This window comes from Pseudomonas sp. GW822-FHT02G04, assembly GCF_058802085.1.
The window spans coordinates 27067-49336 of sequence record NZ_JBXANU010000038.1 but is presented as its reverse complement, the minus strand read 5'-3'; the positions used below and the strand labels follow the sequence as shown (position 1 = coordinate 49336).

Annotated in this window: 26 protein-coding genes; 16 read left to right on the top strand and 10 right to left on the bottom strand. The window is 61.0% G+C overall.

The annotated features are described in order from the left end of the window. Positions 1-146: 146 nt before the first annotated feature. Positions 147-1181 (bottom strand): type IV pilus twitching motility protein PilT, encoded by a 1035-nt coding sequence (locus AC1RO5_RS29180; protein ID WP_007897938.1) that lies wholly within the window; start codon positions 1179-1181, stop codon positions 147-149. A gap of 57 nt (positions 1182-1238) precedes the next feature. On the opposite strand from AC1RO5_RS29180, the gene AC1RO5_RS29175 reads away from it, so the two are divergent. The 10 genes from AC1RO5_RS29175 (at position 1239) to AC1RO5_RS29130 (ending at position 8206) form a co-directional block, all read left to right on the top strand. Next, complete coding sequence (locus tag AC1RO5_RS29175) at positions 1239-1925, top strand: YggS family pyridoxal phosphate-dependent enzyme (RefSeq protein WP_493179145.1); 687 nt, start codon at positions 1239-1241, stop codon at positions 1923-1925. 34 nt (positions 1926-1959) lie between these two features. Beyond that, entirely contained in the window at positions 1960-2778 is an 819-nt protein-coding gene (gene proC / locus AC1RO5_RS29170) for a pyrroline-5-carboxylate reductase (protein ID WP_493179144.1), read from the top strand. Positions 2779-2788: 10 nt separating this feature from the next. Then, positions 2789-3379: a YggT family protein gene (locus AC1RO5_RS29165; protein WP_019580613.1), complete on the top strand. Its 591-nt coding sequence runs from the start codon at positions 2789-2791 to the stop codon at positions 3377-3379. 4 nt (positions 3380-3383) lie between these two features. Beyond that, entirely contained in the window at positions 3384-3674 is a 291-nt protein-coding gene (locus tag AC1RO5_RS29160; RefSeq protein WP_493179142.1) for a DUF167 domain-containing protein, read from the top strand. Between the two features lie 178 nt (positions 3675-3852). Further along, on the top strand, positions 3853-4992 hold the full coding sequence (metX, locus tag AC1RO5_RS29155) for a homoserine O-succinyltransferase MetX (RefSeq protein ID WP_413695854.1): 1140 nt from the start codon (positions 3853-3855) through the stop codon (positions 4990-4992). Between the two features lie 7 nt (positions 4993-4999). After that, complete coding sequence (metW, locus tag AC1RO5_RS29150; protein WP_007939351.1) at positions 5000-5620, top strand: methionine biosynthesis protein MetW; 621 nt, start codon at positions 5000-5002, stop codon at positions 5618-5620. A 26-nt stretch (positions 5621-5646) separates the two neighbouring features. Then, a complete protein-coding gene (locus tag AC1RO5_RS29145; RefSeq protein WP_019650221.1) occupies positions 5647-6081 on the top strand; it encodes a DUF4426 domain-containing protein in 435 nt (144 codons plus the stop codon). Continuing rightward, positions 6078-6674: an RdgB/HAM1 family non-canonical purine NTP pyrophosphatase gene (gene rdgB, locus AC1RO5_RS29140; RefSeq protein ID WP_007939349.1), complete on the top strand. Its 597-nt coding sequence runs from the start codon at positions 6078-6080 to the stop codon at positions 6672-6674. The genes AC1RO5_RS29145 and rdgB overlap by 4 nt, the downstream gene beginning before the upstream one ends. Then, on the top strand, positions 6671-7873 hold the full coding sequence (hemW, locus tag AC1RO5_RS29135) for a radical SAM family heme chaperone HemW (RefSeq protein WP_493179141.1): 1203 nt from the start codon (positions 6671-6673) through the stop codon (positions 7871-7873). The genes rdgB and hemW overlap by 4 nt, the downstream gene beginning before the upstream one ends. A 9-nt stretch (positions 7874-7882) precedes the next feature. Continuing rightward, entirely contained in the window at positions 7883-8206 is a 324-nt protein-coding gene (locus tag AC1RO5_RS29130; RefSeq protein ID WP_019650219.1) for a DUF3392 domain-containing protein, read from the top strand. A gap of 124 nt (positions 8207-8330) precedes the next feature. Here the strand turns inward: AC1RO5_RS29130 and trmB are convergent, their stop codons facing one another. The 4 genes from trmB to AC1RO5_RS29110 form a co-directional block, all read right to left on the bottom strand. After that, positions 8331-9056, bottom strand: coding sequence for a tRNA (guanosine(46)-N7)-methyltransferase TrmB (gene trmB, locus AC1RO5_RS29125; protein ID WP_018928698.1), 726 nt, complete (start codon positions 9054-9056; stop codon positions 8331-8333). A 9-nt stretch (positions 9057-9065) separates the two neighbouring features. Further along, positions 9066-9860 carry a thiazole synthase gene (locus AC1RO5_RS29120; RefSeq protein ID WP_007939343.1) on the bottom strand — a complete coding sequence of 265 codons (795 nt, stop codon included), beginning with the start codon at positions 9858-9860 and terminating at the stop codon, positions 9066-9068. A 63-nt stretch (positions 9861-9923) separates the two neighbouring features. After that, positions 9924-10124 carry a sulfur carrier protein ThiS gene (gene thiS / locus AC1RO5_RS29115; RefSeq protein WP_007897898.1) on the bottom strand — a complete coding sequence of 67 codons (201 nt, stop codon included), beginning with the start codon at positions 10122-10124 and terminating at the stop codon, positions 9924-9926. 90 nt (positions 10125-10214) lie between these two features. Continuing rightward, entirely contained in the window at positions 10215-10586 is a 372-nt protein-coding gene (locus AC1RO5_RS29110; RefSeq protein ID WP_019650216.1) for a DUF423 domain-containing protein, read from the bottom strand. 74 nt (positions 10587-10660) lie between these two features. Here AC1RO5_RS29110 and mtgA point away from each other — a divergent pair, with 74 nt between their 5' ends. Next, a complete protein-coding gene (gene mtgA / locus AC1RO5_RS29105; protein WP_493179139.1) occupies positions 10661-11383 on the top strand; it encodes a monofunctional biosynthetic peptidoglycan transglycosylase in 723 nt (240 codons plus the stop codon). 75 nt (positions 11384-11458) lie between these two features. Here the strand turns inward: mtgA and rpoH are convergent, their stop codons facing one another. From rpoH to ftsY, 4 genes are all read right to left on the bottom strand, one after another. Next, on the bottom strand, positions 11459-12313 hold the full coding sequence (rpoH, locus tag AC1RO5_RS29100; RefSeq protein WP_007897890.1) for an RNA polymerase sigma factor RpoH: 855 nt from the start codon (positions 12311-12313) through the stop codon (positions 11459-11461). Between the two features lie 113 nt (positions 12314-12426). Beyond that, positions 12427-13452 (bottom strand): permease-like cell division protein FtsX, encoded by a 1026-nt coding sequence (gene ftsX, locus AC1RO5_RS29095; RefSeq protein ID WP_493179137.1) that lies wholly within the window; start codon positions 13450-13452, stop codon positions 12427-12429. Further along, positions 13449-14120 carry a cell division ATP-binding protein FtsE gene (gene ftsE, locus AC1RO5_RS29090; protein ID WP_018928694.1) on the bottom strand — a complete coding sequence of 224 codons (672 nt, stop codon included), beginning with the start codon at positions 14118-14120 and terminating at the stop codon, positions 13449-13451. The genes ftsX and ftsE overlap by 4 nt, the downstream gene beginning before the upstream one ends. Then, positions 14117-15616, bottom strand: a complete 1500-nt coding sequence (gene ftsY, locus AC1RO5_RS29085; protein WP_493179136.1) for a signal recognition particle-docking protein FtsY — start codon at positions 15614-15616, stop codon at positions 14117-14119. The genes ftsE and ftsY overlap by 4 nt, the downstream gene beginning before the upstream one ends. 345 nt (positions 15617-15961) lie before the next feature. Between ftsY and AC1RO5_RS29080 the strand changes: the two genes are divergently transcribed. From AC1RO5_RS29080 to AC1RO5_RS29060, 5 genes are all read left to right on the top strand, one after another. Next, positions 15962-17317, top strand: a complete 1356-nt coding sequence (locus AC1RO5_RS29080; RefSeq protein ID WP_493179134.1) for a M16 family metallopeptidase — start codon at positions 15962-15964, stop codon at positions 17315-17317. After that, on the top strand, positions 17310-18800 hold the full coding sequence (locus AC1RO5_RS29075; RefSeq protein WP_493179132.1) for a M16 family metallopeptidase: 1491 nt from the start codon (positions 17310-17312) through the stop codon (positions 18798-18800). The genes AC1RO5_RS29080 and AC1RO5_RS29075 overlap by 8 nt, the downstream gene beginning before the upstream one ends. Then, a complete protein-coding gene (rsmD, locus tag AC1RO5_RS29070; protein WP_258671492.1) occupies positions 18800-19417 on the top strand; it encodes a 16S rRNA (guanine(966)-N(2))-methyltransferase RsmD in 618 nt (205 codons plus the stop codon). Before AC1RO5_RS29075 ends, rsmD begins: the two co-directional genes overlap by 1 nt. Before the next feature lie 73 nt (positions 19418-19490). Then, a complete protein-coding gene (locus AC1RO5_RS29065; protein WP_493179130.1) occupies positions 19491-20501 on the top strand; it encodes a hydrolase in 1011 nt (336 codons plus the stop codon). A gap of 3 nt (positions 20502-20504) precedes the next feature. Further along, positions 20505-21347 carry an AraC family transcriptional regulator gene (locus AC1RO5_RS29060; RefSeq protein WP_493179128.1) on the top strand — a complete coding sequence of 281 codons (843 nt, stop codon included), beginning with the start codon at positions 20505-20507 and terminating at the stop codon, positions 21345-21347. 51 nt (positions 21348-21398) lie between these two features. On the opposite strand, the gene AC1RO5_RS29055 is transcribed toward AC1RO5_RS29060, so the two are convergent. Beyond that, positions 21399-22253: a sulfurtransferase gene (locus AC1RO5_RS29055; RefSeq protein WP_493179127.1), complete on the bottom strand. Its 855-nt coding sequence runs from the start codon at positions 22251-22253 to the stop codon at positions 21399-21401. Between the last annotated feature and the right edge of the window lie 17 nt (positions 22254-22270).

Below are 22270 nucleotides of genomic sequence, written 5' to 3'. Positions count from 1 at the left end.
GCAAGCTCCCCCTTTAGTTTTTACCGGACACTAGTGACGCTCTGCGTGGGAATGCAGCCCGGGACGCTCCGCGTCCCCCTGCCAAAGCGGACGCGGAGCGTCCATTGAGGCGTTCCCACGCAGAGCGTGGGAACGATCAACTTCCTTCAGAAGTTATCCGGTGAGCGCGCCTTCTCCCGCGCATGCTCGCGGCTGATCACGCCTTTGGTGACCAGCTCCTTAAGGCACATATCCAGCGTCTGCATCCCCAGCGACCCTCCGGTCTGAATCGACGAGTACATCTGCGCCACCTTGTCTTCACGGATCAGGTTACGGATCGCCGAGGTGCCGAGCATGATTTCGTGGGCGGCAATCCTCCCGCCGCCGATTTTCTTGATCAAAGTCTGAGACACCACCGCCAGCAACGACTCGGAGAGCATCGAGCGCACCATCGATTTCTCGTCCCCCGGAAACACGTCCACCACCCGGTCGATGGTTTTTGCCGCCGATGTGGTGTGCAGCGTGCCGAACACCAGGTGGCCGGTCTCGGCAGCGGTCAGTGCCAGCCGAATGGTCTCCAGGTCACGCATTTCCCCGACCAGAATCACATCCGGGTCTTCACGCAGGGCCGAGCGCAGGGCCGTGGCAAAGCTGCGGGTGTCGCGATGGACTTCACGCTGATTGATCAGGCATTTGCGCGATTCGTGGACGAACTCGATGGGGTCTTCGATGGTGAGGATGTGGTGATGGCGATGGTTGTTCAGGTAATCGATCATCGCCGCCAGCGTGGTGGACTTGCCGGAACCGGTCGGACCGGTCACCAGCACCAGGCCCCGGGGCGCTTCGGTAATCTTGCGAAACACTTCCCCCATGCCCAGGTCATCCATGCTCAGGACCTTTGACGGAATCGTCCGGAATACCGCGCCCGCGCCACGATTCTGATTGAAGGCATTGACCCGAAAACGAGCCACGCCGGGCACTTCGAAGGAAAAGTCGGTTTCAAGATGCTTCTCGAAGTCCACCCGCTGGAGGTCGTTCATGATGTCGTAGATCAGCTCATGCACCTCCTTGTGGTCCAGGGCCGGCAAGTTGATGCGTCGCACATCGCCATCGACACGGATCATCGGTGGCAGACCGGCGGACAGGTGCAGGTCGGACGCGCCCTGTTTGGCGCTGAAAGCCAGCAGCTCAGTGATATCCATAGCGCTCCTCAATTCCAGTAGAATGCCGCGAACCTCAGACCCGCTGGCGCCTCTTGAATGTCCACGATAGCAGACAACATCGCTCAGGTTAGTTCACGCATCCACGCTGCGGCCCTAGCCGCAAAGCGTGACGAACACAGCATCCAGCTACTGGCCGTGAGCAAAACCAAGCCCGCCGAGGCCCTGCGTGAAGCCTATGCCGCCGGGATCCGCGACTTTGGCGAAAACTACCTGCAGGAAGCCTTGGGCAAACAGCTCGAATTGGCCGACCTGCCCTTGATCTGGCACTTCATCGGCCCCATTCAATCGAACAAGACTCGTGCTATCGCCGAGCATTTCGACTGGGTGCACTCCGTGGATCGTTTGAAAATCGCACAACGCCTGTCCGAACAGCGCCCTGCCGATTTGCCGTCCTTGAACATCTGCATCCAGGTCAACGTCAGTGGTGAAGCCAGCAAATCTGGCTGCACCCCGGCCGACCTGCCCGCCCTGGCCGATGCCATCAGCGCGCTGCCGCGTTTGAAATTGCGCGGGCTGATGGCGATTCCCGAGCCGACTGAAGATCGCGCCGCCCAGGATGCCGCCTTTGCTGCCGTGCAGCGCCTGCAAGCCAGCCTGAACCTGCCACTCGACACACTTTCCATGGGCATGAGCCATGACCTCGAGTCGGCCATCGCCCAGGGCGCCACTTGGGTCCGCATCGGTACGGCCCTGTTTGGCGCCCGCGATTACAGTCGACCATGAACATGGCTGACTCACCTCTCTATAAGGACCTGACATGAGCAAGACTCGTATTGCCTTTATCGGAGCCGGCAACATGGCCGCCAGCCTGATCGGCGGCCTGCGCGCCAAAGGTCTGGACGCCGCGCAGATCCGCGCCAGCGATCCGGGTGAAGAAACTCGTGCCCGGGTGCACGCCGAACACGGCATCGAAATGTTTGCCGACAACGCCGAAGCCATTCAGGGCGTGGACGTGGTCGTGCTGGCGGTCAAGCCACAGGCGATGAAAGCCGTTTGCGAAGCCATTCGCCCAAGCCTCAAGCCGAACCAGCTGGTGGTGTCGATTGCGGCCGGCATCACCTGCGCCAGCATGAACAACTGGCTGGGTGCCCAGCCGATTGTGCGCTGCATGCCCAACACCCCGGCGCTGGTGCGTCAGGGCGTGAGCGGCTTGTATGCCACGGCCCAAGTGAGCACCGAGCAACGCCAGCAGGCGCAAGAGCTGCTGTCGGCAGTCGGCATCGCTTTGTGGCTGGACGAAGAACAGCAACTGGACGCGGTCACTGCCGTTTCCGGCTCGGGCCCTGCGTATTTCTTCCTGCTGATCGAAGCCATGACCGCCGCTGGCGTGAAGCTCGGCCTGCCACCGGAAACCGCTGCACGACTGACCGTGCAAACCGCGTTGGGCGCCGCACACATGGCGGTCGCCAGTGATGTCGACGCGGCTGAACTACGTCGCCGCGTGACCTCGCCTGCGGGCACCACGGAAGCGGCGATCAAGTCGTTCCAGGCCGGCGGTTTCGAAGCCCTGGTGGAAAAAGCACTCGGCGCCGCCGCGCACCGCTCGGCCGAGATGGCCGAACAACTGGGCAAATAAGGAGCCTTACATGATTGGATTGAACACTGCAGCGATTTACGTGCTGCAAACCCTCGGCAGTCTGTACCTGCTGATCGTGCTGCTGCGTTTCGTGCTGCAACTGGTGCGCGCAAACTTCTACAACCCGCTGTGCCAGTTCGCCGTAAAAGCTACCCAGCCACTGCTCAAGCCGCTGCGCCGGATCATCCCGAGCCTGTTCGGCCTGGACATGTCCTCGCTGGTGCTGGCGATCCTCGTGCAACTGGCGTTGATGGCGCTGACCCTGCTGCTAACCTTCGGCACCACCGGCAACCCTCTGCAATTGCTGATCTGGTCGCTGATCGGCGTAACGGCGCTGTTCCTGAATATCTTCTTCTATGCCCTGATCATCAGCGTGATCCTGTCCTGGGTCGCACCGGGCAGCCATAACCCCGGCGCCGAGCTGGTGAACCAGATCTGCGAGCCGGCCCTGGCGCCGTTCCGCAAGATTCTGCCAAACCTCGGCGGCCTGGATATCTCGCCGATCCTGGCGTTCATGGTGCTCAAGCTGATCGACATGCTGGTGATCAACAACCTCGCGGCCTTGACCATGATGCCGCAAATCCTGCGCCTGCTGATCTGACCCGGTGAGCTACTTTCGCTGGGACGGTGATGACCTGATTCTGGACTGTCACCTGCAACCTGCGGCCCGCAGCGATGATTTCGCCGGGCTGCACGGTGATCGCCTGAAGATCCGCCTGACGGCGCCGCCGGTCGAGGGCAAGGCCAATGCGTACCTGATGGCGTTTCTGGCCAAGGCGTTCGGGGTTTCCAAGAGCCAGGTGAGCCTGATCAGCGGCGAGTTGAACCGGCAGAAGCGGGTGCGGATCTGTTCGCCGAAGACGCTGCCGGAGCTACCCGATCTGACACCACCCTGATCATTCCCACGCTCCGCGTGGGAATGCATCCCGTGACGCTCCGCGTCACCACCAAAGCGGACGCAGAGCGTCCATGGCGGCATTCCCACGCAGAGCGTGGGAACGATCGTTGGCCGTCGCTTGCTGCTACGGGCAGCGGTCTTTAGACTTACGCCTCATTTCAATGAGAGCAGGGTCGATGCCAGCTGCCTTTCCCCCCGATTCTGTTGGTCTGGTGACGCCGCAAGTGGCGCACTTCAGTGAACCGCTGGCCCTGGCCTGCGGCCGTTCGCTGCCAGCTTATGACCTGATCTATGAAACCTATGGCACGCTGAACGCCACGGCGAGCAATGCCGTGCTGATCTGCCACGCCTTGTCCGGTCACCATCACGCCGCCGGCTTCCACAGCCCCGACGACCGCAAACCCGGTTGGTGGGACAGCTGCATCGGCCCCGGCAAGCCGATCGACACCAACAAATTCTTCGTGGTCAGCCTGAACAACCTCGGCGGTTGCAACGGTTCCACCGGCCCCAGCAGCGTCAACCCGGAAACCGGCAAGCCGTTCGGCGCCGACTTCCCGGTACTGACCGTAGAAGACTGGGTGCACAGCCAGGCACGCCTCGCCGACCTGCTCGGCATCGGCCAATGGGCGGCGGTGATCGGCGGCAGCCTCGGTGGCATGCAGGCCTTGCAGTGGACCATCACTTATCCTGACCGCGTGCGTCACTGCCTGGCCATCGCCTCGGCGCCGAAACTGTCGGCACAGAACATCGCGTTCAACGAAGTCGCACGCCAGGCGATCCTCACCGACCCGGAGTTCCACGGCGGTTCGTTCCAGGAAGCGGGCGTGATACCCAAGCGCGGGCTGATGCTGGCGCGGATGGTCGGGCACATCACTTACCTGTCCGACGACTCCATGGGCGAGAAATTCGGTCGCGGCCTGAAGAGTGAAAAGCTCAACTACGACTTCCACAGCGTCGAGTTCCAGGTCGAAAGCTACCTGCGGTATCAGGGCGAGGAGTTTTCCGGACGTTTCGACGCCAACACCTACCTGTTGATGACCAAGGCGCTGGACTACTTCGACCCGGCGGCGAATTTCGACGATGACCTGGCGAAAACCTTCGCCAATGCCCAGGCCAAGTTCTGCGTGATGTCCTTCACCACCGACTGGCGCTTCTCCCCTGCCCGCTCGCGGGAGCTGGTGGACGCGCTGATGGCGGCCAGGAAAGACGTCTGCTACCTGGAGATCGATGCTCCGCAAGGCCACGATGCCTTCCTGATTCCGATCCCGCGTTACTTGCAGGCCTTCAGCAATTACATGAACCGCATATCGCTTTGAGGAAGACATGAGAGCCGATCTGGAAATCATCCAGGAATGGATCCCCGCCGGCAGCCGCGTGCTCGACCTCGGCTGCGGTGACGGCGAGCTGCTGACCTGGCTGCGTGACCACAAGCAGGTCACCGGCTATGGCCTGGAAAACGACCCGGACAACATTGCCGAGTGCGTGGCCAAGGGCATCAACGTCATCGAGCAGGACCTGGACAAGGGCCTGGGCAACTTTGCCAGCAACAGCTTCGACATCGTGGTCATGACCCAGGCCCTGCAAGCCGTGCATTACCCGGACAAGATCCTCGACGAAATGCTGCGGGTCGGTCGCCAATGCATCATCACCTTCCCCAACTTCGGTCACTGGCGCTGCCGCTGGTACCTGGCGAGCAAGGGCCGGATGCCGGTTTCGGAGTTTCTGCCGTACACCTGGTACAACACGCCAAACATTCACTTCTGCACCTTCGAAGACTTTGAAGCGCTGTGTCGCGAACGTGAAGCCAAGGTCATTGATCGACTTGCCGTGGATCAACAGCATCGACACGGGTGGGCCAGTAAGCTATGGCCTAATCTGTTAGGTGAGATCGGTATCTATCGCGTCAGCAGCCCCGGTCTGCCGGACCACAAGGTCGCGGTCTGAATCACGACACTTCGAGGAGAACGATCATGGGTCGTCTAGCGCTGTTTTTACTCACTGCCTGCCTGAGCGTCACCGCCATGGCCGCCGATGTCATCAAAGGCGAGCGCAAGGAAACTTTTGGCGACGTGACGGTGCATTACAACACCTTCAATTCGACCTTCCTGACACCGGACATTGCCAAAGCGGCCGAGCTGATCCGCAGCAAAAACCAGGGCGTGATCAATATCTCGGTACTCAAGGACGGCAAACCGCAAACGGCGCAAGTCAGCGGGACGGTCAAAGACCTGACCAGCCAAAGCGTTCCATTGAAGTTCAAACAGATTACCGAAACAGGCGCGGTCTACTACATCGCCCAGTATCCGGTGGATCAGCAGGAAGTCCGCACCTTTGAAATCAAGGTGCAGACCGGTGACAAAATCAACACCATCAATTTCAACCAAGAGCTCTTCCCCGGCGAATGATCAATTTCACGCAACTCGTACTGGCCAGCCATAACGCCGGCAAACTCAAGGAACTCCAGGCCATGCTCGGCGAGTCGGTGCACTTGCGCTCGATCGGCGAGTTCAGCAGCGTCGAGCCTGAAGAAACCGGCCTGTCGTTCGTCGAAAACGCCATTCTCAAGGCCCGCAACGCCTCGCGCATTTCCGGCCTGCCGGCACTGGCCGACGATTCGGGGCTGGCGGTGGATTTCCTCGGCGGTGCGCCGGGTATCTATTCGGCCCGTTACGCTGACGGCAAGGGCGATGCGGCGAACAACGCCAAACTGCTCGACGTCATGAAAGACGTGCCGCAAGCCGAGCGCGGCGCGCAATTCGTCTGCGTATTGGCGCTGGTGCGTCATGCCGACGATCCGTTGCCGATCCTCTGCGAAGGCCTGTGGCATGGGCGCATCCTGACCCAGGCCAGTGGTGAACACGGCTTTGGCTACGATCCACTGTTCTGGGTGCCGGAACGCGAGTGCTCCAGCGCCGAGCTTAAGCCCAGCGACAAGAACCAGATCAGTCACCGCGCCCGTGCAATGGATCTGCTGCGCCAGCGTCTGGGCTTGAAATGACCATTGAATCGTCCGCGTCGCCGCTGATCTTCGGCGGCGCGCAATCGCCTCGGGCCGCTTTGCCTGTGCTGCCGCCCCTGGCGCTGTACATCCACATCCCGTGGTGTGTGCGTAAATGCCCTTATTGCGACTTCAACTCCCACACCGCCAGCCCGGTGCTGCCGGAACAAGAGTATGTGGACGCCTTGCTCGCCGACCTCGATCAGGACCTGCATGCGGTCTATGGCCGCGAGCTGAGCTCGATCTTCTTCGGCGGCGGCACGCCGAGCCTGTTCAGCGCCGAGGCGTTGGGCCGTTTGCTCAAGGGTGTCGAACAACGCATTCCGTTCGCCAGCGACATTGAAATCACCCTGGAAGCCAACCCCGGAACGTTCGAGCAGGAGAAATTCCGCGCCTACCGGGCGCTGGGTATCAATCGCCTGTCGATCGGCATCCAGAGTTTTCAGGAAGAGAAACTCAAGGCCCTGGGGCGGATTCACAACGGCGATGAAGCCGTGCGTGCCGCTGGCATGGCCCGTGAGGCCGGCTTCGACAACTTCAATCTGGACCTGATGCACGGCTTGCCCGATCAGTCTCTGGACGACGCTCTGAGCGACCTGCGCCAGGCCATCGCCCTGAAGCCGACGCACCTGTCCTGGTATCAGCTGACGCTGGAGCCGAACACGGTGTTCTGGAACCAGCCGCCGACGCTGCCGGAAGATGACGCCCTGTGGGACATTCAAGAGGCCGGTCAGGCGCTGTTGGCCGAGCACGGTTACGCGCAATACGAAGTCTCGGCCTATGCCCAGCCCGGCCGTCCGGCGCGGCATAACCTCAATTACTGGAGTTTCGGCGACTTCATCGGCATCGGCGCCGGTGCCCACGGCAAGCTCAGCCATCCGGACGGGCGTATCGTGCGCACCTGGAAGACTCGCCTGCCGAAGGATTACCTCAATCCGGCCAAAAGCTTCAAGGCTGGCGAGAAGGCACTGACCAACGAAGAACTGCCGTTCGAGTTCCTGATGAACGCCTTGCGCCTGACCGAGGGCGTCGAAGCGCGGTTGTATCCGGAGCGCACCGGGCTGCCACTGGAAAGCCTTGCAGAAGGGCGCCGCGAGGCCGAACAAAGTGGCTTGTTGCAGGTCGAACCGTCACGTCTGGCAGCCACGATGCGCGGACAACTCTTTCTCAATGACTTGCTGCAGACTTTTCTGACATAAGGAAATCGAATGGATCTGGTACTCGACCTGCTCGCCACCGTGTCCCGTTGGAGCCGTAGCAACCTGTCGGAAATCTCTCTGGCACTGGTGGGCTGCCTGCTGGTGCTGTTTGGCGCCGACCTCAAGGGCTGGGTCGAGCAACGCCTGGGCAGCATCGCCGGCGCCTTGCGCATCCCGCTGATGGCCCTGCTGTGCATGGTCGGCAGCGGCGTGGCGCTGATCTATGCCACGCCATGGATCATCAAAGGCCTGAGCCAGTTCAACAACTACAGCCTGGCACCGGTGTTGTTGGTGGTGCTGGTGTTAATCGGCGTGGTCGCAGACCGCCGCTGACTTAGAACCTAATAAAAATCCCGTAGGAGCGAGGCTTGCCCGCGAAGAACGATGACACGGTGTATCAGTTACACCGCGGCGTCCCGTTCGCGGGCAAGCCTCGCTCCTACAGGTTCCAGGTCAATCAGGACTGCTTCTCGAACTTCAGGTCCCACACGCCATGCCCAAGACGTTCGCCGCGGCGTTCGAACTTGGTGATCGGGCGTTCGGCCGGGCGCGGCACGCATTTGCCGTCTTCGGCGAGGTTGCGATAGCCCGGGGCGACGTTCATCACTTCCAGCATGTACTCGGCGTACGGTTCCCAGTCGGTGGCCATGTGCAACACACCGCCGACCTTCAACTTGCTACGCACCAGCTCAGCGAACGACGCCTGAACGATACGACGCTTGTGGTGACGGCTCTTGTGCCACGGATCCGGGAAAAACAGCATCAGGCGGTCGAGGCTGTTGTCGGCAATGCAACGGTTGAGCACTTCGATCGCATCGCAATCGTAGACACGCAGGTTGGTCAGGCCCTGAGTCAGCACACCATTGAGCAGCGCGCCGACACCTGGACGGTGAACCTCAACGCCAATGAAATCCTGCTCCGGCGAGGCCGCAGCCATTTCCAGCAGCGAATGGCCCATGCCGAAACCGATTTCCAGCGAGCGTGGTGCCGAACGGCCGAACACCTGATCGAAATCCACCGGCGCATCGGCCAAAGGCAGTACGAACAATGGAGCACCCTGCTCCAGACCGCGTTGCTGGCCTTCGGTCATGCGCCCGGCGCGCATCACGAAACTCTTGATGCGGCGGTGTTGGCGCTCTTCGCCTTCTTCCTGCTGGATAGGCGTGTCGTTTGATTCAGTCATCAATGGCTCTTACTTGATCAGACCATCCAGCGGCGAGGAGGCGCTGGCATAGAGTTTTTTCGGCATGCGGCCGGCGAGGTAGGCCAGACGACCTGCCACGATGGCGTGTTTCATGGCTTCGGCCATCATGATCGGCTGCTGGGCATGGGCGATGGCCGAGTTCATCAGCACCGCTTCACAGCCCAGCTCCATGGCGATGGTGGCGTCGGAGGCAGTACCGACACCGGCATCCACCAGCACCGGAATTTTCGCTTCTTCGAGGATGATCTGCAGGTTGTACGGGTTGCAGATCCCCAGGCCCGAGCCGATCAGACCAGCCAGCGGCATGACCGCGATACAGCCGATTTCCGCCAGTTGACGGGCAATGATCGGATCATCGCTGGTGTACACCATCACGTCGAAGCCTTCCTTGACCAGCACTTCGGCGGCCTTGAGGGTTTCGATCACGTTGGGGAACAGGGTTTTCTGATCCGCCAGCACTTCCAGCTTCACCAGGTTGTGGCCGTCGAGCAGCTCACGGGCCAGGCGGCAGGTGCGCACGGCTTCAATGGCGTCGTAGCAACCGGCAGTGTTCGGCAGGAAGGTGTAGCGATCCGGCGACAGGACTTCGAGCAGGTTCGGTTCGCCCGGGTTCTGGCCGAGGTTGGTCCGGCGCACAGCGAAGGTGACGATCTCGGCCCCCGAAGCCTCGATGGCCAGGCGGGTTTCTTCCATGTCACGGTACTTGCCGGTGCCTACCAGCAAACGCGACTGGTAAGTACGACCGGCCAGGACGAAGGGCTTGTCGCTACGAACGATGCTCATGGGAAATCCTCTGTTGGGGTGAGGTTCTTGCACAATGATTCTGTGGCCGCTCGGGCCAGACGGCTAGCCGCCGCCGATGGCGTGTACCACTTCGACCGAGTCGCCGTCGTTCAGCGTGGTTTCAGCGTGCTGGCTGCGCGGGACGATATCCAGATTGAGCTCGACCGCCACCCGGCGCCCGGTCAGTTCCAGACGGGTCAGCAGGGCCGCAACGGTTTCACCGTCGGGCAGTTCAAGGGATTCGCCGTTCAACTGAATGCGCATGCCGAATGCCGCCATCATTTTTAGGGGCTGGCATTCTAGCCCGATCAGACTTGACGACCCAAGCCATTCGTCACGAAATGGACCGCGTGGTCAGCTCAACCGCCAGGCGGCAAGCCCCAGGCAAACCCAGCCGACCAGAAACGCGAGACCGCCGAACGGTGTGACGATCCCAAGCTTGCTGACGCCGGTCATCGTCAGCAGGTACAGGCTGCCGGAAAACAACACAATGCCGATGGCAAACGACGCACCGGCCCAGGTAATCAGACGACCGGGAATCTGCGTCGCCAACAGCGCCACACCCAGTAACGCCAGGGTATGCACCAATTGATAAGTGACGCCCGTGTGGAAAATCGCCAAATACTCAGGCGTCAGGCGGTTTTTCAGGCCGTGAGCGGCGAATGCACCCAAGGCAACGCCGGTGAAGCCGAAGAAAGCGGCCAGCATCAGAAAGCCACGCAACATGAAGAACTCCAGTCAGACTCGATCAACAGGGTCTGTATAATGGCCGGCTCAACGGGTTCGGCCAAGCCATCTCTATGCTGCAGTTAATTTTCCGTCGTTTCACAAAGGCCCTGCTCTGGTTCGCGGTCGGCAGCGTTTTGCTGGTTCTGCTGTTTCGGGTGGTGCCGCCACCGGGAACGGCATTAATGGTCGAGCGCAAGATCGAATCCTGGTTCGACGGCGAGCCCATCGACCTGCAACGCACCTGGAAACCCTGGGATGAAATCTCCGACGACCTGAAAGTCGCGGTGATTGCCGGTGAAGACCAGAAGTTTCCCGAGCATTGGGGCTTTGATTTCAGCGCGATTCAGGCGGCGTTTGCACATAACGAGCGCGGCGGCTCGATTCGCGGCGCCAGCACCCTGAGCCAGCAAGTGTCGAAAAACCTTTTTCTGTGGTCTGGCCGCAGCTGGCTGCGTAAAGGCCTGGAAGCCTGGTTTACCGGGTTGATCGAAGTGTTCTGGCCCAAGCAGCGGATTCTTGAGGTGTACCTCAATAGTGCCGAGTGGGATGAAGGCGTGTTCGGCGCCGAAGCAGCGGCCCGGCATCACTTTGGCGTGGGCGCTGGTTCGCTGTCCCGGCAGCAGGCAAGTTTGCTGGCGGCGGTATTGCCGAACCCGCGGGTGTGGAGTGCCAGCCATCCGACTTCTTACGTTGCAAGGCGGGCGGGGTGGATTCGTCAGCAGATGAGCCAGTTGGGCGGGGACAGTTATCTGGTCGGCCTCAACGATTCGCGCCGGGCACCGTGGGCTCAATAACTCGACACAAACAAAAACGCCCCGATCAATGATCGACGATCATGATCGGGGCGTTTTTTATTGCCTTCGCGTGGGTTACGCGGCGATCGACAACTTGAGCTTGTTCATCGCGCTCTTCTCGAGCTGACGAATACGCTCGGCCGACACGTTGTACTTCTGCGCCAGGTCGTGCAGCGTGGCTTTTTCTTCTGCCAGCCAGCGCTGGTAGAGGATGTCGCGGCTGCGGTCGTCCAGCACTTCAAGCGCTTCGTGCAGGTTGTGATTGGAGTTGTCGCTCCAGTCGGCGTCTTCCAGTTGACGGGCCGGGTCGTACCGGTGGTCTTCCAGGTAGTTGGCCGGCGATTGGAAGGCACTGTCGTCGTCCGCTTCCGCGGCCGGGTCGAAGGCCATGTCATGGCCGGTCAGGCGACTTTCCATCTCGCGCACTTCCCGCGGCTCTACGCCGAGGCTTTCCGCCACACGATGGACTTCCTCGTTGTTCAGCCAGGCCAGACGTTTCTTCTGGCTGCGCAGGTTGAAGAACAGCTTGCGCTGAGCCTTGGTGGTCGCGACTTTGACGATCCGCCAGTTGCGCAGGATGAACTCGTGGATTTCCGCCTTGATCCAGTGCACCGCAAAGGACACCAGGCGCACACCCATTTCCGGGTTGAAACGCTTGACCGCTTTCATCAGGCCGACGTTGCCTTCCTGGATCAGGTCAGCCTGGGCCAGGCCGTAACCGGAATAGCTACGGGCAATGTGTACGACAAAACGCAGGTGGGCGAGCACCATCTGCCGAGCCGCCCCCAAATCCTGCTCATAATAGAGACTCTCGGCCAGTTCACGCTCCTGCTCCGGCGTCAGCAATGGAATGCTGTTCACCGTGTGCACATAGGCCTCCAGGTTCGCACCCGGGACCAGAGCATATGCAGGCTGCAAAGAATTGGTCATACGAAAAAACCTCCGACTTACATAACTCGTGCAGTTCAGCACTGCGAAAATTGACCGGAAACCAAAAAACAAGTTCCCATAAACGCTGAAAGGTCAATACGAGCAAAATGATATTACTTTGGCGCAAGCTCCCGCAGGTGGCGTGCGACTGCAATCCATGCACCGATATACCCCAACAGCACCGCGCCAAGCAAGAGCGACAGACCGTCGGCAACTGGCACTCCGGCCAGCGCAAAATCACTGCCGTACAAACCGGCCAGTCCAACCACCGCGTCGTTCAGCCAGTTCAGGCCGAACGCCAATACGCCCCAGGAAAGAATCCCCGCACCGAAGCCATAAAGCGCGCCCATGTACAGAAAGGGCCTGCGCACATAACTGTCCGTGCCGCCGACGAGTTTAATCACTTCTATCTCTGTGCGGCGGTTTTCAATATGAAGACGAATGGTATTGCCTATCACCAAAAGTAATGCAGAAACCAAAAGCACGGTCAGACCGAAGACAAAACGGTCACCCAGCTTGAGGATGGCTGCCAGACGCTCGACCCAGACTAGATCAAGTTGCGCCTGTTGTACCTTCGGCAATTCGGAAAGTTTTTGTCGTAATGCTTCAAGCGCGGGCTTGTCGACCTCTTTCGGCGTCACCAGGACTACGCCCGGCAGCGGGTTTTCCGGCAATTCCTTCAGTGCTTCGCCCAGTCCGGATTGTTGCTGGAACTCTTCCAGTGCCTGATCGCGACCCACATATTCAGCATCCGCTACGCCCGGCATGCCCTTGATCTGCTCGCGCAACGACTCGCCCTGCTCAGGGCTGGCCTCAAGTTGCAGGTACAGGGAAATCTGCGCCGCACGCTGCCAGGAACCGCCCAGACGCTCGACGTTATTCAGCAAAAGTGACAGGCCCATCGGTAAGCTCAGGGCCACAGCCATCACCATACAGGTGAAAAAGCTGCCGATCGGGTGCTTGCCCAAGCGACGCAAGCTGTCCAGCAAACTGGCACGATGACTTTCGATCCAGGCGCGGAACAGCGTGGCGAAATCCGGGCCATCGTCATCGTCGCGTTTTTTCTTCTGCTGTGGTTGCGGATCGGCGGCCTTCGGGGCCACGCGCTCGGAAACCTTGGGGCTACGTGTCGCACTCATACACCGGCCTCCCCGTCGCCGATCAATCGGCCACGCTGCAGGGTCAGCATGCGGTGACGCATGCGGGCAATCAGCGCCAGGTCGTGACTGGCGATCAGCACGCTGGTGCCCAAGCGGTTGATGTCTTCGAACACACCCATGATTTCTGCCGCCAGACGCGGATCGAGGTTACCGGTCGGTTCGTCCGCCAGCAGCAAGGCCGGACGGTGAACGATGGCGCGAGCGATGCCGACGCGCTGTTGCTGGCCGGTAGACAGGTCGCCAGGGTAGAGATCGGTTTTGTCCGAGAGCGCCACGCGCTCCAGGGCCGAGTCCACGCGCTTGACGACCTCGGCCTTGGACAGGCCAAGGATCTGCAATGGCAACGCGACGTTATTGAACACCGTGCGATCGAACAGCAACTGGTGGTTCTGGAACACCACGCCGATCTGCCGGCGCAGGAACGGAATCTGCGCGTTGCTGATGGTGCTCAGGTCTTGCCCGGCCAGCAGCAATTTGCCGGTGGTCGGACGTTCCATGGCCAGCAACAGCCGCAACAAGGTGCTTTTACCGGCGCCGGAATGGCCGGTGACAAACAAGAATTCGCCCCGACGGACTCGAAAGCTCAGCTCATGCAAGCCGACGTGACCGTTCGGGTAGCGTTTACCGACCTGTTCGAAACGAATCATGAACGCTCCCGCTCGGCAAACAATGCCTGGACAAAGGGTTCTGCTTCAAAAGTACGCAAATCGTCGATGCCTTCGCCGACGCCGATGTAACGGATCGGCAAGCCAAACTGCTTGGCCAGGGCGAAAATCACCCCGCCCTTGGCGGTGCCGTCGAGTTTGGTCAGCGCCAGGCCGGTCAATTCGACGGTCTGGTTGAATTGCTTGGCCTGGTTGATGGCGTTCTGGCCGGTACCGGCATCGAGCACCAACAGCACCTCATGAGGCGCGTCGGCGTCGAGTTTGCCGATCACCCGGCGAACCTTCTTCAACTCTTCCATCAAATTGTCTTTGGTGTGCAGGCGACCGGCGGTGTCGGCGATCAGCACGTCAATGCCACGGGCCTTGGCGGCTTGCACCGCATCGAAGATCACCGAAGCCGAGTCTGCGCCGGTGTGCTGGGCGATCACCGGGATCTTGTTGCGCTCACCCCAGACCTGCAATTGCTCGACCGCTGCGGCGCGGAAGGTGTCACCGGCGGCGAGCATGACTTTCTTGCCTTCCAGTTGCAGCTTCTTCGCCAGCTTGCCGATGGTGGTGGTTTTGCCGGCGCCGTTGACGCCGACCACCAGAATCACGAACGGCTTGTTCTGCGAGGTGATTTTCAGCGGCTGCTCGACCGGTTTGAGCATCGCTGCCAATTCGGCTTGCAGGGATTTGTACAGCGCATCGGCATCGGCCAGCTCCTTGCGGGCGACTTTCTGAGTCAGGCGCTGAATGATCACCGACGTCGCTTCGACGCCGACATCGGCGGTCAGCAGACGGGTTTCGATGTCTTCGAGCAGCTCGTCGTCAATGATTTTCTTGCCGAGGAACAGGCTGGCCATGCCCTCGCCAATGCTGGCGCTGGTCTTGGACAGGCCTTGCTTGAGACGGGCGAAGAAACCGGCTTTGGTCTCTTCGGTACGCACAGGCTCGACTGGAGTTTCGAGGGGCGCAACCGGTGTGGCGGCAACAGGAACGATGACCGGTGCAGGTGCAGGTGCAGGTTCTGGCGCTTGAGCAACCGGAGCAACAAATGCTGGCACTGGAGCCACCGGTGCAGGTTCGGCCACGAACACGGGAGCAACGGCTGCCGGTTCAACCACTGGCGCCCGAACCGGCTCCGGAGCAAACGCAGTCGGGGCCGGAATCGGCGGGGTGATGTGCGGTGCTTGCTCATCTTCGACCAGCGACACCGGCTCTTCCGCTACCGGCAACGTCAGCCACGGCGTGGCAACAGGCGTCAGCGGCAATGGGGCCGCGACTTCGGTTTCAGGTACGAGCGCGGCCGCAGGTTGCAGCACCGGCTCGGCAATCGGCGCAGGCTTTTGCTCTATAACCGGTGCCGGGGTTGGCTCAGAAAGTGGCTGTGGCTGTTCGACAACGGGTTCCTGCGGCTTTTTGCGCAGCCATCCGAACAGGCTTTTCTTCTCACCAGCCGCAGCTGGGGTCTTCTTGTCGTCGTTGGAACCAAACATGGAGGACGGCTATCTCACGGTAGCGACGCGCCAAAAGGCGCCTCGGCAAATAAATAATTCGATGCTGAACAGACTGCGATTCATCCAGCTTGTTCACGCGCAACATTTTGTCGAGGAGCCAACGGCGCCTCAAAGGTCGACTAATACGAAGGACTGGAACGGCATCGTCGGCGAAAACGCAGAGTTTAGCTGACAAACTCAAAGCTTCTGCCGGTAACCCATACAACCTGCAAGCCGATCAAAGGCTTGATAGGCGTGGCCGCCAGTAAAACGGATCAGTATCCTAGCACCCTCTCGCCCGCCGACGCTAAGACCAAGCGGGCAGCCCAACAGGTTTAAAAACGAATGAATGCTCTAGCCCGCCGCGCTGCAGGCCTGCTGCTCAGCACAGTTTGTCTGCCCCTCTCGGCCCTGGCTGCCGATCCACAACCGACCCACGAATTCACCCTCGACAACGGCCTGAAGGTTGTCGTGCGCGAAGACCATCGTGCGCCGGTCGTCGTTTCCCAGATCTGGTACAAGGTCGGCTCCAGCTACGAGACCCCGGGCCAGACCGGGTTGTCCCATGCGCTGGAACACATGATGTTCAAGGGCAGCGAGAAAGTCGGCCCCGGCGAAGCCTCGCTGATCCTGCGCGACCTCGGTGCCGAAGAGAACGCCTTCACCAGCGACGACTTCACCGCGTATTACCAGGTGCTGGCCCGCGACCGTCTGGGCGTAGCCTTCGAACTGGAAGCCGACCGCATGGCCAACCTGCGCCTGCCGGCCGACGAGTTCACTCGCGAAATCGAGGTGATCAAAGAAGAACGGCGTCTGCGCACCGATGACAAGCCGATGTCCAAGGCCTACGAACGCTTCATGGCCATGGCCTACCCCGCCAGCGGTTACCACACGCCGACCATCGGCTGGATGGCGGACCTCGATCGCATGAAAGTCGAAGAACTGCGCCATTGGTACCAGTCCTGGTATGTGCCGAATAACGCCACCCTGGTGGTGGTCGGCGATGTGACCCCGGACGAAGTCAAAACCCTGGCCCAGCGTTACTTCGGCCCGATCGCCAAACGCGACGTGCCACCGGCGAAAATCCCGCTGGAGCTGGCTGAGCCCGGCGAACGCAAGATCACCCTGCATGTGCAGACCCAATTGCCGAGCCTGATGCTGGCCTTCAACGTGCCGAGCATCGCCACAGCCGCAGACAAACAATCGGTGAACGCCCTGCGCCTGATTTCCGCCCTGCTCGACGGTGGTTACAGCGGCCGCATCCCGACGCAACTGGAGCGCGGCGAAGAGCTGGTGTCCGGCGGCTCGTCGAGCTACGACGCCTACACCCGTGGCGACAGTCTGTTCACGTTGTCGGCCACGCCGAACACCCAGAAGAAGAAAACCATGGCCCAGGCTGAAGCCGGCCTGTGGAAACTGCTCGAACAGCTGAAAACCACCGCACCGTCCACTGAAGAGCTGGAGCGAGTGCGAGCGCAGGTCATTGCCGGCCTGGTCTTTGAGCGCGACTCGATCACCAGCCAGGCCACCGCCATCGGCCAACTGGAAACCGTCGGCCTGTCGTGGAAACTGATGGACACCGAACTCGCCGACCTGGAAAGCGTAACTCCGCAGGACATCCAGAAGGCCGCCAAGCTGTATTTCACCCGCGAACGTCTCAGCGTCGCCCATGTACTGCCACAGGAGACGACTCATGAGTGAGCGTAAAAAGTCGCGTCTGGCCCTGATCGGCCTGATCGCTGTTGCACTGATCGGGTCTGCCGCCTTCTATCTGTCAAAACCCGGTGAGTCCAACGCCAGCGAAGCCCTCGACAAGGCCAAGTCCAGTCAAAAGCTGCAATCGCTGGCCGAACTCGACGGTAAGGCCCCAAGCCATCGCTCGCTGAACGTGCAGACCTGGAACACCGTCGAAGGCGCCAAGGTGCTGTTCGTCGAAGCCCGTGAACTGCCGATGTTCGACATGCGCCTGATCTTCGCCGCCGGCAGCAGCCAGGACGGCGATGCACCCGGCCTGGCACTGCTGACCAACGCCATGCTCAACGAAGGTGTGGCCGGCAAAGACGTCGGCGCCATCGCTCAGGGCTTCGAAGGATTGGGTGCCGACTTCAGCAACGGCGCGTACAAGGACATGGCGCTTGCCTCCTTGCGCAGCCTCAGTGCCGTGGACAAACGCGAGCCTGCCTTGAAGCTGTTCGCTGAAGTCGTCGGCAAACCGACCTTCCCCGCCGACTCGTTTGCCCGCATCAAGAACCAGATGCTCGCCGGCTTCGAATTCCAGAAACAGAACCCTGGCAAACTCGCCAGTCTGGAGCTGATGAACCGTTTGTACGGCGCTCACCCGTACGCGCACTCCAGCGACGGCACGGCGAAGAGCATTCCACCGATCACCCTGGCGCAGTTGCGAGCCTTCCATCAGAAAGCCTATGCCGCCGGCAACGTGGTGATTGCGCTGGTAGGCGACCTCTCGCGCGCCGAAGCCGAGGCGGTCGCCGCCCAAGTGTCCGCCGACCTGCCCAAAGGCCCGGCCCTGGCGAAAGTCGAACAGCCGACCGACCCCAAGCCCAGCATCGGCCACATCGAGTTTCCGTCCAAGCAGACCAACCTGATGATCGCGCAACTGGGTATCGACCGTGACGATCCGGATTACGCAGCGCTGTCCATGGGCAACCAGATTCTTGGCGGCGGAGGCTTCGGCACCCGGCTGATGAGCGAAGTGCGCGAGAAGCGTGGCCTGGCTTACGGTGTGTATTCGGGTTTCAGCCCGATGCAGGTTCGCGGCCCGTTCATGATCAACCTGCAAACCCGCGCCGAAATGAGCGAAGGCACCCTGAAGCTGGTGCAGGATGTGCTCGCCGACTACCTTAAGACTGGCCCCACCGAGAAAGAGCTCGACGATGCCAAGCGTGAACTGGCCGGCAGCTTCCCGCTGTCCACCGCCAGCAACGCCGATATCGTCGGTCAGCTCGGCGCCATGGGCTTTTACAACTTGCCGCTGAGCTACCTGGAAGACTTCATGCAACAGTCCCAGAGCCTGACCGTCGAGCAAGTCAAAGCCGCACTGAACAAACACCTGAGCACGGACAAACTGGTCATCGTCAGCGCTGGCCCGACCGTGCCACAAAAGCCGTTACCGGCCCCTACTGACAAACCCGCCGAGCAACCGCTCGGGGTTCCGGAGCATTAATGGCCAGTTCATCTCGTCCAAAGAAACCCGTTCACAACGTGCATAACGGTGTAAACCAACTGCGCATCATCGGTGGCGAATGGCGCAGCCGAAAGCTGAGCTTCCCGGATGCTCCAGGCCTGCGCCCGACGCCGGACCGGGTGCGTGAGACCCTGTTCAACTGGCTCGCGCCTTACGTCGCCGGGGCCAAGGTACTCGATCCGTTTGCCGGCAGCGGCGCGCTGTTCCTGGAAGCCTTGTCCCGTGGCGCGGCCATGGGTCAGGCGCTGGACGCCAGCAACGTCGCGGTGTCCAGCCTGAAAGAACATCTGGGCACCCTGCGCTGCACCAACGGCCAGGTACAGACTGCCGACGCCTTGCGCTATCTGGAAACCCAACCGGCCACGGCGTTCGACCTGGTATTCCTCGACCCGCCGTTCAATCAGAATCTGTTGCCTGTGGTTTGCACTCTGCTCGAAGAACGTCATTGGCTGGCCGACGATGCGTGGGTCTACACTGAAAGCGAAAGCGCACCGTCGATATTGGGTTTGCCAGAAAATTGGCGCCTGCATCGGGAGCAAAAATCGGGACGGGTGTATTACGCGTTGTGGCAACGTATGGCAGGGATCGCCGGCTAGTCCGGCCTGAGAAAACGGTGCGCAGCTCAGTCAGCTAACGCTGCGGGTACGCGCCGCAGCATCGAGAGCAATCGTGTCCCATCTGCCAGAACGTTTCACCCCCGCCTTCACGCCCGCCTACGGCCTGGGTAATCCGCACTTACAAACCTTGTGGGGACCGCTATGGCGCAAAACCACACATATCGAGCGTGAGCGCGAGCGATTGTGGCTTGAAGATGGCGATTTCCTTGACCTGGACTGGCACGGCCCCCACAGCGCGAATGCACCGTTGGTGCTGGTATTGCACGGCCTGACCGGCTCGTCGAATTCGCCTTATGTGGCCGGGATGCAGAAGGCGCTGAGCACCCAGGGTTGGGCCAGCGTCGCGTTGAACTGGCGAGGTTGCTCCGGCGAGCCCAATCTGTTGCCGCGCAGCTACCATTCCGGGGCCAGTGAAGATTTGGCCGAAACCATCAGACACCTGCGCACCCAACGCCCCCTCGCGCCGCTGTATGCGGTCGGTTATTCCATGGGCGGTAACGTGTTGCTCAAGCATCTGGGTGAAACCGGCAGCAACAGCGGCGTACTCGGCGCGGTGGCAGTGTCGGTGCCGTTTCGCCTCGATCACTGTGCCGATCGTATCAGCCAGGGTTTTTCCCAGTTCTACCAAGCGCATTTCATGCGAGAGATGGTCGCCTACATCAAGAACAAACAGCGCAGATTCCAGCATGAGGGACATGAGGATGGCCTGGCGGCATTGGAGGCGCTGGGCTCTTTGGAGAACTTGCGTACCTTCTGGGATTTCGACGGCCGGGTCACCGCACCACTGAATGGTTTCGCCGATGCCGCGGACTATTATCGTCGCGCTTCGAGTCGTTATTTCCTTGGAGAGATTCGCACGCCAACCCTGATCATCCAGGCGGCTGACGACCCGTTTGTGTTTCCGCATAGCCTGCCCCAAGCCGACGAATTGTCCGCCAGCACTCAATTCGAGTTGCAGGCCAAGGGCGGGCATGTCGGTTTCGTCGAGGGTTCGTTCAGGCAACCGGGTTACTACCTGGAGCGGCGCATTCCCCAATGGCTGGCCAGCACGGGGCGCAGGTAAACCGTGGAGGTCGATCAGGGCGAGTCGATCCACTTCTGGCAAACGGCGCCGCTGGCCGGGGTCGAGTTGTTGTCTGCGCGCTACATCGAACACCGTTTCGCCCCTCATGTGCATGACGGCTATGTAATCGGCATGATCATGGCCGGCGCCCAGCGTTATCGCTATCGCGGTGCAGAGCATTTGGCGGGCAGCGGCACGCTGGTGCTGATCAACCCGGACGAACTGCACACCGGCCACAAAGGTACGGAAGACGGTTGGTTGTACCGGGCGTTTTATCCCGACAGCGGGCAAATTCTTTCGCTGCTGGAGGAGCTTGAACTGCCGAGCGGCACCCTGCCCGCGTTTAGCGCCACGCTGTATCGCGACCCGGATCTGGTGAGGGGGTTCTGCCAATTGCATCGGCTGCTGGAAAGTCCGTCCACGGCCCTGCAGCAGCAAACGGTCTGGCGGGAAATGATGCTGTCGTTGTTGCAACGCCACGCAGCCGTCCCGATCGCCGGCAAACCCGGCAAGGAACACCGCGCAGTGACCTTGGCCAAGGAACGGCTGCAATCGCAATTGGCGGCGCCGCCCTCGCTGGAAGAACTGGCGGCGACGGTGAACCTGTCCCCCTTCCACTTCGCCCGGGTGTTCCGCCGCGCCACCGGCATGCCGCCGCACGCCTGGCTGATGCAGCAGCGCATCGCTCGGGCACGGGCGTTGTTACAGGGCGGTTGCCTGCCGCTGGAAGTCGCGACACAACTGGGTTTTGCCGACCAGAGTCATCTGAGCCGGCAATTCAAGCAGGTTTACGGCGTAGGACCGGGGGCGTATCGCAGCGCGCGGCAATTGCCCGACCATAGATGACAACAAAGATCCAAATGTGGGAGCAGACCAGCTCCCACATCGGATCTGCGTTTACTCGCCGGTGGCGACGCCTCGCGCGGGATCATTGATCCACTCGCTCCACGAACCGGCATACAACGCCCCCAACGGATAACCCGCCAGGCACAGGGCGAACAGATTGTGGCAGGCCGTCACGCCGGAACCGCAATACGCGACCAGCTCCGTCGGCGAACGATCACCGAGCTTCGTGGCAAACCGCTGCTTGAGCTGGTCGGCCGGCAGGAAGCGCCCGTCGCTGCCCAGGTTTTCGGTGAACGCGGCGCATTGTGCACCGGGAATGTGCCCGGCAATCGGATCGATTGGCTCCACTTCGCCCTTGAAGCGCGGCAAGGCACGGGCGTCGAGCAAGGTCAACGCGGGCTGGCCGAGACGTTTCTGGAGCTGTTTGGCACTGAGCACCAGCGAAGCATCCGGCGTCCCGGTGAAAGTGCCACGGGTAACCGAAGGCGGATCAAGACTCAGGGGCAATCCGGCGGCGTGCCAGGCTTTCAGCCCGCCATCGAGAATGAACACACCGTCGCGCTTGCCCAGCCAGGCCAGCAACCACCAGGCCCGCGCCGCGTAGGCCCCGGGACCGTCATCGTACAAAACCACTTCGCTGTCGGCATTGATGCCCCAGGCTTGCAGGCGCTCGATCAGCTTTTCGGGTTCAGGCAACGGATGACGCCCGGTAACCCCCTTGACCACCGCCCCGCTCAGATCACGCTCGAGATCGGCAAAGCTCGACCCGGCAATATGCCCTTCGGCATAGCTGCGCTGACCGTAATCCGGGTCTTCGAGGGCAAAACGACAATCCAGAATCACCAGCCCCGGGGTCTCCTTTTTCAGGTCCAACGCTTGCGGGCTGATCAGTTGCGCAATGGGCATAACGGGCTCCTGTGATG

Bases quoted from the DNA above. Each gene is read 5' to 3' on its own strand.
- AC1RO5_RS29180 (WP_007897938.1), bottom strand. From the start codon at position 1,181: ATGGATATCACTGAGCTGCTGGCTTTCAGCGCCAAACAGGGCGCGTCC.
- AC1RO5_RS29175 (WP_493179145.1), top strand. From the start codon at position 1,239: ATGTCCACGATAGCAGACAACATCGCTCAGGTTAGTTCACGCATCCAC.
- proC (WP_493179144.1), top strand. From the start codon at position 1,960: ATGAGCAAGACTCGTATTGCCTTTATCGGAGCCGGCAACATGGCCGCC.
- AC1RO5_RS29165 (WP_019580613.1), top strand. From the start codon at position 2,789: ATGATTGGATTGAACACTGCAGCGATTTACGTGCTGCAAACCCTCGGC.
- metX (WP_413695854.1), top strand. From the start codon at position 3,853: ATGCCAGCTGCCTTTCCCCCCGATTCTGTTGGTCTGGTGACGCCGCAA.
- metW (WP_007939351.1), top strand. From the start codon at position 5,000: ATGAGAGCCGATCTGGAAATCATCCAGGAATGGATCCCCGCCGGCAGC.
- AC1RO5_RS29145 (WP_019650221.1), top strand. From the start codon at position 5,647: ATGGGTCGTCTAGCGCTGTTTTTACTCACTGCCTGCCTGAGCGTCACC.
- rdgB (WP_007939349.1), top strand. From the start codon at position 6,078: ATGATCAATTTCACGCAACTCGTACTGGCCAGCCATAACGCCGGCAAA.
- hemW (WP_493179141.1), top strand. From the start codon at position 6,671: ATGACCATTGAATCGTCCGCGTCGCCGCTGATCTTCGGCGGCGCGCAA.
- AC1RO5_RS29130 (WP_019650219.1), top strand. From the start codon at position 7,883: ATGGATCTGGTACTCGACCTGCTCGCCACCGTGTCCCGTTGGAGCCGT.
- trmB (WP_018928698.1), bottom strand. From the start codon at position 9,056: ATGACTGAATCAAACGACACGCCTATCCAGCAGGAAGAAGGCGAAGAG.
- AC1RO5_RS29120 (WP_007939343.1), bottom strand. From the start codon at position 9,860: ATGAGCATCGTTCGTAGCGACAAGCCCTTCGTCCTGGCCGGTCGTACT.
- thiS (WP_007897898.1), bottom strand. From the start codon at position 10,124: ATGCGCATTCAGTTGAACGGCGAATCCCTTGAACTGCCCGACGGTGAA.
- AC1RO5_RS29110 (WP_019650216.1), bottom strand. From the start codon at position 10,586: ATGTTGCGTGGCTTTCTGATGCTGGCCGCTTTCTTCGGCTTCACCGGC.
- mtgA (WP_493179139.1), top strand. From the start codon at position 10,661: ATGCTGCAGTTAATTTTCCGTCGTTTCACAAAGGCCCTGCTCTGGTTC.
- rpoH (WP_007897890.1), bottom strand. From the start codon at position 12,313: ATGACCAATTCTTTGCAGCCTGCATATGCTCTGGTCCCGGGTGCGAAC.
- ftsX (WP_493179137.1), bottom strand. From the start codon at position 13,452: ATGAGTGCGACACGTAGCCCCAAGGTTTCCGAGCGCGTGGCCCCGAAG.
- ftsE (WP_018928694.1), bottom strand. From the start codon at position 14,120: ATGATTCGTTTCGAACAGGTCGGTAAACGCTACCCGAACGGTCACGTC.
- ftsY (WP_493179136.1), bottom strand. From the start codon at position 15,616: ATGTTTGGTTCCAACGACGACAAGAAGACCCCAGCTGCGGCTGGTGAG.
- AC1RO5_RS29080 (WP_493179134.1), top strand. From the start codon at position 15,962: ATGAATGCTCTAGCCCGCCGCGCTGCAGGCCTGCTGCTCAGCACAGTT.
- AC1RO5_RS29075 (WP_493179132.1), top strand. From the start codon at position 17,310: ATGAGTGAGCGTAAAAAGTCGCGTCTGGCCCTGATCGGCCTGATCGCT.
- rsmD (WP_258671492.1), top strand. From the start codon at position 18,800: ATGGCCAGTTCATCTCGTCCAAAGAAACCCGTTCACAACGTGCATAAC.
- AC1RO5_RS29055 (WP_493179127.1), bottom strand. From the start codon at position 22,253: ATGCCCATTGCGCAACTGATCAGCCCGCAAGCGTTGGACCTGAAAAAG.